The sequence below is a fragment of the uncultured Streptococcus sp. genome (assembly GCF_963516515.1).
Classification (GTDB): Bacteria; Bacillota; Bacilli; order Lactobacillales; family Streptococcaceae; genus Streptococcus.
The window spans coordinates 1-10,196 of sequence record NZ_CAUQCJ010000051.1 but is presented as its reverse complement, the minus strand read 5'-3'; the positions used below and the strand labels follow the sequence as shown (position 1 = coordinate 10,196).

Here is a 10,196-nt window from a genome sequence, read left to right as displayed (position 1 = left end):
CTAGTATGGTCAGTTCTGAGTGAATCTATAGACATTTATGAATAATTGTTAATCACCAGTTCTAATACTCAATGAAAATCAAAGAGCAAACTAGGAAGCTAGCTGCAGGCTGTACTTGAGTACGGTAAGGCGACGCTGACGTGGTTTGAATTTGATTTTCGAAGAGTATAAGGTCCAAATTTACCTATTTGTGTTTCGGTTCACTACATTACTGTATTCAAAATCCGTCAGCTCAATAAGAGTTGACGGATTATTTTATACTTGTACTTGGGTTAAAAATTCTTCTGTAGTAAGAATTTGAGCAAACTCATCTTGTAGAGAAAGGAGATTAATCTCATGGATAGTCTCAGGAGAGATGGCTTGACCGTTTTTGTTAGAGAGGGTAAAACTGGCAGTAGCATCTGCTAGTAAAGTGACTTCAAAACCAAGATTTGCTGCCATTCGTGTCGTAGTAGATACACAATGAGGCAGAGTCAAACCAACAAGGACTAAATGACCAATCTGATTTTTTCGTAAATATGTTTCAAGATTTGTTCCAATAAAGGCGCTATTAACCGTTTTTTGAAAGACAGGTTCGGAAGCAACTGGTTCAAATCCACTTTTAAACTCCTGATTTTGTTTGTTATGAAATTGCGACTGGGGATTGTCAGATATGTGTTGAACATGTAAGACTGGAAGAGCGTGTTTACGAAAGTATGCCAGTACCCTCAATGCTTGTTGTTCAGCTTGAGGGTTGTTCCGTTCTCCCCAGATAGGTTTATCAAATGCTTTTTGCATATCGATAATCAGTAGAGCAGTATGAACCATTTTAAGCCTTATCCAATTGTAAGAGAGCTTCAATCTCTGTCAGGGTGCTAGCTTGTGAAATGGCTCCACGGAGTTTGGCAGCGCCAGATGTTCCACGGAGGTAGTGAGGAGCGAGGCCACGGAACTCACGAACTGCGACATTTTCCCCTTTGAGGTTAATCAAGCGTTTCAAGTGTTCGTAGGCGATTTTCATCTTGTCCTCAAAGGTCAAATCAGGTAGGATTTCTCCTGTTTCAAAGTAATGGTTGATTTGGTTGAAGAGGTAAGGATTTCCCATGGCAGCGCGGCCAATCATGACTGCATCAGCACCAACTTCTTCGATGCGTTGTTTGGCTTCTTGGACCGTACGGATGTCACCGTTGGCGATAAATGGAATCTTGGTCAAAGCTTGAGCGACCTTGTGAAGGGTCTCAAGGTCTGCGTGACCTGTATACATTTGCTCACGGGTACGGCCATGCATGGCGAGGGCAGAAACACCTGCTGCCTCAGCAGCGAGGGCATTTTCTACGGCAAGAGATGGGTCAGCCCAGCCTGTACGCATTTTGACAGTAAGAGGGATATCAAGGACAGATTGGACTTTGTTGATGATAGAGTAAATCTTATCTGGATCCTTGAGCCACATAGCTCCAGCTTCATTCTTCACGATTTTGTTAACTGGGCAGCCCATGTTGATATCTACGATATCGGTTTTGGTGTTTTTTTGGATGAATTCTGCTGCGCGTGCGAGGCTGTCTTCATCACTACCAAAAAGTTGGATAGAAACAGGGTTTTCGCCTTCATCGATATGAAGCATGTGCAGGGTTTTTTCGTTGTTGTATTGGATTCCCTTGTCAGAGACCATCTCCATGACAACGAGTCCAGCCCCAAGCTCTTTTGCGATGGTACGAAAGGCTGAGTTTGTCACACCGGCCATGGGCGCTAAAACGGTACGATTGGGAATCTCAACATTGCCAATCATAAAGGGTGTATTAAGATTTGTCACGAATGAGTTCCTCCAGGTCGTTTTCATCAAAGTTGTAAGTAGTTTGGCAGAATTGACAAGTGATTTCTGCCCCGTGGTCTTCCTCTTTCATTTCCTGTAAGTCTGAGCTTGGAAGGCTAGCAAGAGCGTTCATAAAGCGCTCATGGCTACAGTCACATTGGAAACGGATTTCTTCTTCAGAAAGACGCTTGTAGGCCTCGTCACCGTAGATTGCCTTGAGGAGGGCTTCGATATGGTCTTCACTTTCGAGAAGAGTAGAGATAGCTGGCATTTCTTGGATGCGTTTTTCAAAGCGAGCAATCTCTTCTTCCTTGGCTCCTGGCAAGACTTGAACTAGGAAACCACCTGCAACCTTGACCTTGTCTTCTTCGTCTAAAAGGACATTGAGACCGACTGCAGAAGGGGTCTGTTGGCTTTCAGTCAGGTAAAAGGCAAGGTCTTCACCGATTTCCCCAGAGATGAGAGGAGTCATAGAGTTGTAAGGATTTCCAGTACCGTAGTCTGTGATAACGAGGAATTGACCATTTCCAACAAAAGGTCCGACTAGAACTTCACCAGTTGCAGTCTTTTTGATGTCAACACCAGGATTTTGAACGTAACCTTTGACATTCCCCTTGGTATCAGCGACGGTGATGATAGCACCTAGAGAGCTAGATCCCAGCACCTTAACTGTTAGTTTGGTATTTCCTTTTTCATTGGCTGCGAGAATCTGGCTAGCGATAAGAGTTCGACCAAGCGCTACAGTTGAGCTAGCTTGGGTTTGGTGTTTTTCTTGAGCAGTACGGACGGTTTCTGTGCTATCAAGGACAAAAGCACGAAAGGCTCCGCTTTCTGATATAGTTTTAATAATTTTATCCATATCTACTATTTTAGCATAAAAATGCTCAAAGAGGGAGCCGTGTGTTTGCTGATTTTTAGGATAATGGACCAGGAAATCAGCATGAAAATAAAAAGAGAAACAGATTATTTCAGCATTTGTAAGATTTATGCTATGCTTAAGGTAGAAAATGAAAGGGGTAACAAATGTATTTAGGAGATTTGATGGAAAAGGCTGAATCTGGCCAATTTTCAATCCTTTCCTTTCTATTACAAGAGTCTCAGACGACCGTCAAGGCTGTAATGGAGGAAACAGGATTTTCAAAAGCAACCCTAACCAAATATGTCACCCTGCTCAATGATAAGGCTTTGGATAGTGGCTTAGAGCTGACTATTCACTTAGAAGATGAAAATCTGCGTCTATCAATCGGTGCAGCTACCAAGGGGAGAGATATTCGGAGCTTGTTTTTGGAGAATGCTGTTAAATACCAGATTTTGGTCTATCTTCTCTACCACCAACAGTTTTTAGCCCATCAGCTGGCTCAAGAATTGATGATTAGTGAGGCTACGCTTGGCCGTCACTTAGCTAGCTTAAATCAGATTTTGTCAGAATTTGATTTATCCATCCAAAATGGACGTTGGCGAGGTCCAGAGCATCAGATTCGCTATTTCTATTTCTGTCTTTTCCGCAAGGTCTGGTCCAGTCAGGAGTGGGAAGGTCACATGCAGAAACCAGAGAGAAAACAGGAAATTGCTACACTAGAAGAAATCTGCGGTGCGAGTTTGTCTTCGGGGCAGAAATTAGATTTGATTCTCTGGGCTCACATCAGTCAACAACGTCTTCGGGTCAATGCCTGTCAGTTTCAAGTCATAGAAGAGAAAATGCATGGCTATTTTGACAATATTTTTTACCTTCGTTTGCATCGAAAGGCTCCGTCCTTTTTTGCTGGGCAACACATCCCTCTCGGAACTGAGGATGGGGAGATGATGATTTTATTCTCTTTCCTCCTATCTCATCGCATTCTTCCTCTTCATACTATGGAGTATATCCTTGGTTTTGGAGGGCAGTTGGCAGATTTGCTGACGCAATTGATTCAAGAAATGAAGAAGGAGGAGTTGCTGGGCGGTTATACAGAGGACCATGTCACCTATGAACTCAGTCAGCTTTGTGCTCAAGTCTATCTCTATAAGGGCTATATTTTACAGGATCGCTACAAGTACCAGTTAGAGAATCGCCATCCTTATTTGCTGATGGAACATGATTTTAGGGGAACGACAGAGGAGATTTTTCATGCTCTACCTGCCTTTCAGCAGGGGACGGATTTGGATAAGAAAATTCTCTGGGAATGGCTCCAGTTAATCGAATATATGGCTGAAAATGGTGGCCAGCATATGCGGATTGGTCTGGATTTGACATCTGGTTTTCTTGTCTTTTCAAGGATGGCAGCCATTTTGAAACGGTATTTGGAATACAATCGTTTTATTACCATTGAAGCCTATGACCGAACTCGACATTATGATTTGCTGGTTACCAATAACCCGATTCATAAGAAGGAACAAACACCAGTTTATTATTTAAAAAATGACTTGGATATGGAAGATTTGGCGGCGATTCGTCAGTTATTATTCACTTAAAAGGCTTGGTTCTTCCAGGCCTTTTTTGTGAAATTCACACAATCTCCTCACATTTTTTTAAAAATTAAAAAAAGTTGATAAACAAGAAAGCGCTTTATTTTGTATACTAGTTACTGTAAAGAGGAGACATCCTCAAGATCTTTATCAGGAGGACAGCACATGTCACAAGAAAAATACATCATGGCTATTGACCAGGGAACTACAAGTTCTCGTGCCATTATTTTCAACAAAAAAGGAGAAAAAGTTAGCTCGAGTCAAAAAGAGTTCACTCAGATTTTCCCTCAAGCAGGTTGGGTTGAGCACAATGCTAATGAAATTTGGAACTCCGTCCAGTCAGTTATCGCGGGTGCTTTCATCGAAAGTGGTGTGAAACCAAGTCAGATTGAGGCAATCGGGATTACCAACCAACGTGAAACAACGGTCGTTTGGGATAAGAAAACAGGGCTCCCTATCTACAACGCTATCGTTTGGCAGTCACGCCAGACAGCTCCTCTGGCTGAACAACTAAAAAGTCAAGGTTATGTGGAAAAATTCCATGAAAAGACTGGTTTGATCATCGATGCTTACTTCTCTGCTACCAAGGTTCGTTGGATTTTGGACCATGTAGAAGGCGCTCAAGAGCGAGCAGAAAAAGGGGAATTGCTCTTTGGTACCATCGATACTTGGTTGGTTTGGAAATTGACTGACGGTGCGGCTCACGTGACGGACTACTCAAATGCAGCTCGTACCATGCTTTATAACATTAAAGAACTCAAATGGGATGATGAGATTTTGGAAATCCTCAACATTCCTAAGGCTATGTTTCCAGAAGTTCGTTCTAACTCTGAAATTTACGGTAAGACAGCGCCATTCCATTTCTACGGTGGACAAGTGCCAATCTCAGGTATGGCTGGGGACCAACAAGCAGCCCTCTTTGGACAGTTGGCCTTTGAACCAGGTATGGTCAAGAATACTTATGGAACAGGTTCTTTCATCATCATGAATACTGGGGAAGAGATGCAGTTGTCTGAGAACAACCTTTTGACAACCATTGGTTACGGAATCAATGGCAAGGTTTACTATGCCTTGGAAGGTTCAATCTTCATCGCAGGAAGTGCTATTCAGTGGCTTCGTGACGGTCTTCGCATGGTTGAAAATTCACCAGAATCTGAAAAATACGCTCGTGATTCTCACAACAATGATGAAGTTTATGTCGTTCCAGCCTTTACAGGTCTAGGAGCTCCATACTGGAACCAAAACGCTCGCGGTTCTGTCTTTGGCTTGACTCGTGGAACAAGTAAAGAAGACTTTATCAAGGCAACCTTGCAATCTATCGCTTATCAAGTACGTGATATCATCGACACCATGCAAGTGGATGCTCAGACAGCTATACAGGTCTTGAAAGTAGACGGTGGTGCAGCTATGAACAACTTCCTCATGCAGTTCCAAGCTGACATCTTGGGAATTGACATCGCACGCGCCAAAAACTTGGAAACAACAGCTCTAGGGGCAGCCTTCTTGGCAGGTTTGTCAGTAGGCTACTGGAAGGACTTGGATGAGTTGAAACTATTGAACGAGACAGGAGAACTCTTTGAACCATCCATGAACGAATCGCGCAAGGAACAACTCTACAAGGGCTGGAAGAAGGCTGTGAAAGCAACGCAAGTCTTTGCGGAAATCGATGACTAATACTAAGAGCAAACTAGGAAGCTAGTCGCATGTTGCTCAAAGCACTGCTTTGAGGTTGCAGATAGAACTGACGAAGTCAGTAACCATACATACGGTAAGGCGACGCTGACGTGCTTTGAAGAGATTTTCGAAGAGTATAATACTGGAAGAATAAAGCGACTTAATTAGAAAGTGTGTAGATATGGAATTTTCAAAGAAAACACGTGAATTATCAATTAAAAAAATGCAGGAACGCACCTTGGATCTCTTGATTATCGGTGGGGGGATCACAGGGGCTGGTGTAGCTTTACAGGCTGCAGCTAGTGGTCTAGATACTGGTTTGATTGAAATGCAAGACTTCGCAGAAGGAACATCTAGCCGTTCAACTAAATTGGTTCATGGGGGACTGCGTTACCTTAAGCAATTTGACGTAGAAGTTGTATCAGATACGGTTTCAGAACGTGCAGTGGTCCAACAAATTGCACCACATATTCCAAAACCAGACCCAATGCTCTTGCCAGTATATGATGAGGATGGAGCAACATTTAGTCTCTTCCGTCTTAAAGTAGCCATGGATTTGTACGACCTTTTGGCAGGGGTTAATAACACGCCAGCTGCCAACAAGGTTTTGAGCAAGGAAGAAGTTTTGGAACGCCAACCAAACTTGAAGAAAGAAGGCTTGGTAGGAGGTGGGGTTTACCTTGACTTCCGTAACAATGATGCGCGTCTCGTGATTGAAAACATCAAACGTGCCAACCAAGATGGTGCCCTCATTGCCAACCACGTGAAGGCAGAAGGCTTCCTCTTTGACGAAAGTGGCAAGATTACAGGTGTGGTAGCTCGTGATTTGTTGACAGACCAAGTCTTTGAAATCAAGGCCCGTCTGGTTATTAATACGACAGGTCCTTGGAGCGATAAGGTACGCAATTTGTCTAATAAGGGAACACAATTCTCACAAATGCGTCCAACCAAGGGAGTTCACTTGGTAGTGGATTCAAGTAAGATCAAGGTTTCACAGCCAGTTTACTTTGACACAGGTTTGGGTGACGGTCGGATGGTCTTTGTTCTCCCACGTGAAAACAAGACTTACTTTGGTACAACGGATACAGACTACACAGGCGATTTGGAACATCCAAAAGTGACGCAGGAAGATGTAGATTATCTACTTGGCATTGTCAACAACCGCTTCCCAGAAGCCAACATCACCATTGATGATATCGAAAGTAGCTGGGCAGGTCTTCGTCCATTGATCGCAGGCAATAGCGCTTCTGACTACAATGGAGGAAATAACGGAACCATCAGTGATGAAAGCTTTAACAACTTGATTGCGACTGTTGAATCTTATCTCTCTAAAGAAAAAACGCGTGAAGATGTTGAATCTGCTGTCAGCAAGCTTGAAAGCAGCACATCTGAGAAACATTTGGATCCATCTGCAGTTTCTCGTGGTTCGAGCTTGGACCGTGATGATAATGGTCTTTTGACCCTTGCTGGTGGTAAAATCACAGACTACCGTAAGATGGCTGAAGGAGCTATGGAGCGCGTGGTTGACATCCTCAAAGCAGAATTTGACCGTAGCTTTAAACTCATCAACTCTAAGACTTACCCTGTTTCAGGTGGAGAATTGAACCCAGCAAATGTGGACTCAGAAATCGAAGCCTTTGCGCAACTTGGAGTATCACGTGGTTTGGATAGCAAGGAAGCTCATTACCTAGCAAATCTCTATGGTTCAAATGCACCGAAAGTCTTTGCCCTTGCTCACAGCTTGGAACAAGCGCCAGGACTCAGCTTGGCAGATACCTTGTCCCTTCACTATGCAATGCGCAATGAGTTGGCTCTTAGCCCAGTTGACTTCCTCCTTCGTCGTACCAACCACATGCTCTTTATGCGTGATAGCTTGGATAGCATCGTTGAGCCAGTTTTGGATGAAATGGGACGATTCTATGACTGGTCAGAAGAAGAAAAAGCAGTCTACCGTGCGGATGTCGAAGCAGCTCTCGCTAACAACGATTTAGCAGAATTAAAAAATTAAGAAAAAGGAAAAGAGGTGGAGGGTAGCATTCCTTGTCGCCCGTCCCTTCTTTTTAATGGAGACAGAAAGATGATGAATGAATTATTTGGAGAATTTCTAGGGACTTTAATCCTGATTCTTCTAGGGAACGGTGTTGTAGCAGGTGTGGTTCTTCCTAAAACCAAGAGCAACAGTGCAGGTTGGATTGTGATTACCATGGGTTGGGGGATTGCGGTTGCAGTTGCGGTCTTTGTATCTGGCAAGCTCAGTCCAGCTCATTTAAACCCAGCTGTGACTATTGGTGTAGCCTTAAAAGGTGGTTTGCCTTGGGCATCAGTATTCCCTTATATCTTAGCTCAGTTCGCAGGGGCTATGCTGGGTCAGATTTTGGTTTGGTTGCAATTCAAACCGCACTATGAGGCAGAAGAAAATGCAGGCAATATCCTGGCAACCTTCAGTACTGGTCCAGCTATCAAGGATACAGTTTCTAACTTGATTAGCGAAATCCTTGGAACCTTTGTTTTGGTGTTGACAATCTTTGCTTTAGGGCTGTACGATTTTCAGGCAGGTATAGGAACATTTGCAGTCGGAACTTTGATTGTCGGTATCGGTCTATCACTAGGTGGGACAACAGGTTATGCCTTGAACCCTGCGCGTGACCTTGGACCTCGTATCATGCACAGCATCTTGCCAATTCCAAACAAGGGAGACGGAGACTGGTCTTACGCTTGGATTCCAGTTGTAGGCCCTGTTATCGGTGCAGCCTTGGCCGTGCTTGTATTCTCACTTTTCTAATTTGGAAAACAACTATGTTGATAGAGCTTGGGCAAGAGCCCAATTTCAGCAAAAAATGAAGTAAATCTTCTCATAATAAAACGCATCATATCAAGCACGAAAATTCCACGAGGTCAACTACAGTCAGAAAGCTGAACAACAAGCCAAAACGCCAAAAAAGGCGGTAAAAAGCAAGCACCTGCAAGCAACATGCCGAAATGGTCAAATCCTGATTATGTCAATGAATTAGACCCAAAAATCGTTGATATGCTAGTAGAATTTCACAAGTCACAAGGCACTTTGGAAACTCCCGAGGCGCAAGCAGAAATCGCCCAAAAACGTGAAGAAATCGAGCAAAGGAGAGCTGAGCTTGAGGATAAAAAACAAGAGCTTTTGAACTGCTTGAGCAAATAGAGTTTCGCAAGTATTATGCTTACAAATTACTTGAGCAATTAACTAAAATATAAACCCTGCCTAGATATAAAGGCAGGGTTTATATTTTAGAAATTCACGTAGGTTGTTTCGGTTTTTTCATACCCAGTATAATCTGAGTTTCTATAGTATCCAGTGATAAACTTCCATTTTCTTTGAGCAACATGGATATAAGTATTTGTTATGTAGTATGGATATGGGCTTTGTGACTCCAAGTAACTCTCATAAGCTTGCGTACCAATATATGCTCCACTAATTATGCCACTCCATGGGCCACCCACCATAGAACCTATAATAGCAAAAAACGCGGATATTCCAGTTTGAATCATGAAGTTAGCGAATGTGTTGGCTAGTTTATTCCCATGTATTGTGTTGACGTAATTCCAAACATTAGGATCGTATGATCTAAAAGATATATTTAGGTCGATTTCATTCTTTTGATAAGCCATATAGAATGACCCATTGACATAGACACCATCAGCACGTTGTTCAATAGTGTCTACACTTCCATCTGGATTGACCACCTCAAGAACTTCATCACTTAAAATATTTACTTGCGTATCTCCGAACCGCACTGATGAGCCATTCTCAAACTGAGCCTCACCAGATACAACTTTAGAGTTTGCCGATAAGCTATCATCAGCAAAAACAACAAGCGACGGGGAAATGCTAGACATACAGAAAATAGACATAACTAGCAAACACATGCATTTAAACATCTTAGACATAACGGAAACTCCTTTTTATTTTTGATTTTTTTCAACTTTTATTATACAATAAAACCAAATAAAAAGAAAGCGGTAACAATATGCTTAATGTGAAAATTTTATATATATTTTTATTTTTGATCTTTGTCGAAACTACAGGCTTGTTGTTGTTGAAAAACGGTCTTGAAAGAGGTTATTTAGATACAGGAGCTATCATCCTTGCAGTTTTTACATTTGCTTTCGACAACCTATGTTCATTCGGTTGGGTCTACTTTACAATAAAAAACCATAAAAAATAAATAGAACAAATTGGAGGCTAACACCTCCGATTTGTTTGTAGTACGACGGGCATGTCGTATATCTGAGGTGTAAGTCCTCCGTGGGCACC

Annotated in this window: 9 protein-coding genes; 5 read left to right on the top strand and 4 right to left on the bottom strand. The window is 42.6% G+C overall.

Annotation, left to right across the window (positions count from 1 at the left end):
- Positions 1–255: 255 nt before the first annotated feature.
- From RYL77_RS08385 to hslO, 3 genes are read right to left on the bottom strand one after another with little or no spacing between them, the layout of a single operon-like run.
- The gene (locus RYL77_RS08385) at positions 256–807 is read right to left on the bottom strand and encodes a cysteine hydrolase family protein (protein WP_315010946.1); all 552 of its coding nucleotides are present in this window, start codon (positions 805–807) and stop codon (positions 256–258) included.
- Between the two features lies 1 nt (position 808).
- Complete coding sequence (dusB, locus tag RYL77_RS08380; RefSeq protein ID WP_315010945.1) at positions 809–1,789, bottom strand: tRNA dihydrouridine synthase DusB; 981 nt, start codon at positions 1,787–1,789, stop codon at positions 809–811.
- The gene (hslO, locus tag RYL77_RS08375) at positions 1,776–2,648 is read right to left on the bottom strand and encodes an Hsp33 family molecular chaperone HslO (protein WP_000357854.1); all 873 of its coding nucleotides are present in this window, start codon (positions 2,646–2,648) and stop codon (positions 1,776–1,778) included. Before hslO ends, dusB begins: the two co-directional genes overlap by 14 nt.
- 164 nt (positions 2,649–2,812) lie before the next feature.
- On the opposite strand from hslO, the gene RYL77_RS08370 reads away from it, so the two are divergent.
- The 5 genes from RYL77_RS08370 to RYL77_RS08350 all read left to right on the top strand — a co-directional run bounded on the left by RYL77_RS08370 (position 2,813) and on the right by RYL77_RS08350 (position 9,083).
- On the top strand, positions 2,813–4,240 hold the full coding sequence (locus tag RYL77_RS08370) for a helix-turn-helix domain-containing protein (protein ID WP_315010944.1): 1,428 nt from the start codon (positions 2,813–2,815) through the stop codon (positions 4,238–4,240).
- A gap of 159 nt (positions 4,241–4,399) precedes the next feature.
- The gene (gene glpK, locus RYL77_RS08365) at positions 4,400–5,908 is read left to right on the top strand and encodes a glycerol kinase GlpK (RefSeq protein WP_315010943.1); all 1,509 of its coding nucleotides are present in this window, start codon (positions 4,400–4,402) and stop codon (positions 5,906–5,908) included.
- A gap of 181 nt (positions 5,909–6,089) precedes the next feature.
- Positions 6,090–7,916: a type 1 glycerol-3-phosphate oxidase gene (glpO, locus tag RYL77_RS08360; protein WP_315010942.1), complete on the top strand. Its 1,827-nt coding sequence runs from the start codon at positions 6,090–6,092 to the stop codon at positions 7,914–7,916.
- Between the two features lie 69 nt (positions 7,917–7,985).
- Positions 7,986–8,690, top strand: coding sequence for an MIP/aquaporin family protein (locus RYL77_RS08355; RefSeq protein WP_050390553.1), 705 nt, complete (start codon positions 7,986–7,988; stop codon positions 8,688–8,690).
- Between the two features lie 189 nt (positions 8,691–8,879).
- Positions 8,880–9,083 carry a hypothetical protein gene (locus tag RYL77_RS08350; RefSeq protein WP_315010695.1) on the top strand — a complete coding sequence of 68 codons (204 nt, stop codon included), beginning with the start codon at positions 8,880–8,882 and terminating at the stop codon, positions 9,081–9,083.
- An 86-nt stretch (positions 9,084–9,169) separates the two neighbouring features.
- Here RYL77_RS08350 and RYL77_RS08345 read toward each other — a convergent pair whose 3' ends face one another.
- Complete coding sequence (locus RYL77_RS08345; RefSeq protein WP_315010709.1) at positions 9,170–9,778, bottom strand: hypothetical protein; 609 nt, start codon at positions 9,776–9,778, stop codon at positions 9,170–9,172.
- Positions 9,779–10,196: the final 418 nt, after the last annotated feature.

What these genes read in the sequence shown, in the direction of transcription:
- RYL77_RS08385 (WP_315010946.1), bottom strand. Translation starts at nt 807, where the DNA reads ATGGTTCATACTGCTCTACTGATTATCGATATGCAAAAAGCATTTGAT.
- hslO (WP_000357854.1), bottom strand. Translation starts at nt 2,648, where the DNA reads ATGGATAAAATTATTAAAACTATATCAGAAAGCGGAGCCTTTCGTGCT.
- RYL77_RS08370 (WP_315010944.1), top strand. Translation starts at nt 2,813, where the DNA reads ATGTATTTAGGAGATTTGATGGAAAAGGCTGAATCTGGCCAATTTTCA.
- glpK (WP_315010943.1), top strand. Translation starts at nt 4,400, where the DNA reads ATGTCACAAGAAAAATACATCATGGCTATTGACCAGGGAACTACAAGT.
- glpO (WP_315010942.1), top strand. Translation starts at nt 6,090, where the DNA reads ATGGAATTTTCAAAGAAAACACGTGAATTATCAATTAAAAAAATGCAG.
- RYL77_RS08355 (WP_050390553.1), top strand. Translation starts at nt 7,986, where the DNA reads ATGATGAATGAATTATTTGGAGAATTTCTAGGGACTTTAATCCTGATT.
- RYL77_RS08350 (WP_315010695.1), top strand. Translation starts at nt 8,880, where the DNA reads ATGCCGAAATGGTCAAATCCTGATTATGTCAATGAATTAGACCCAAAA.
- RYL77_RS08345 (WP_315010709.1), bottom strand. Translation starts at nt 9,778, where the DNA reads ATGTCTAGCATTTCCCCGTCGCTTGTTGTTTTTGCTGATGATAGCTTA.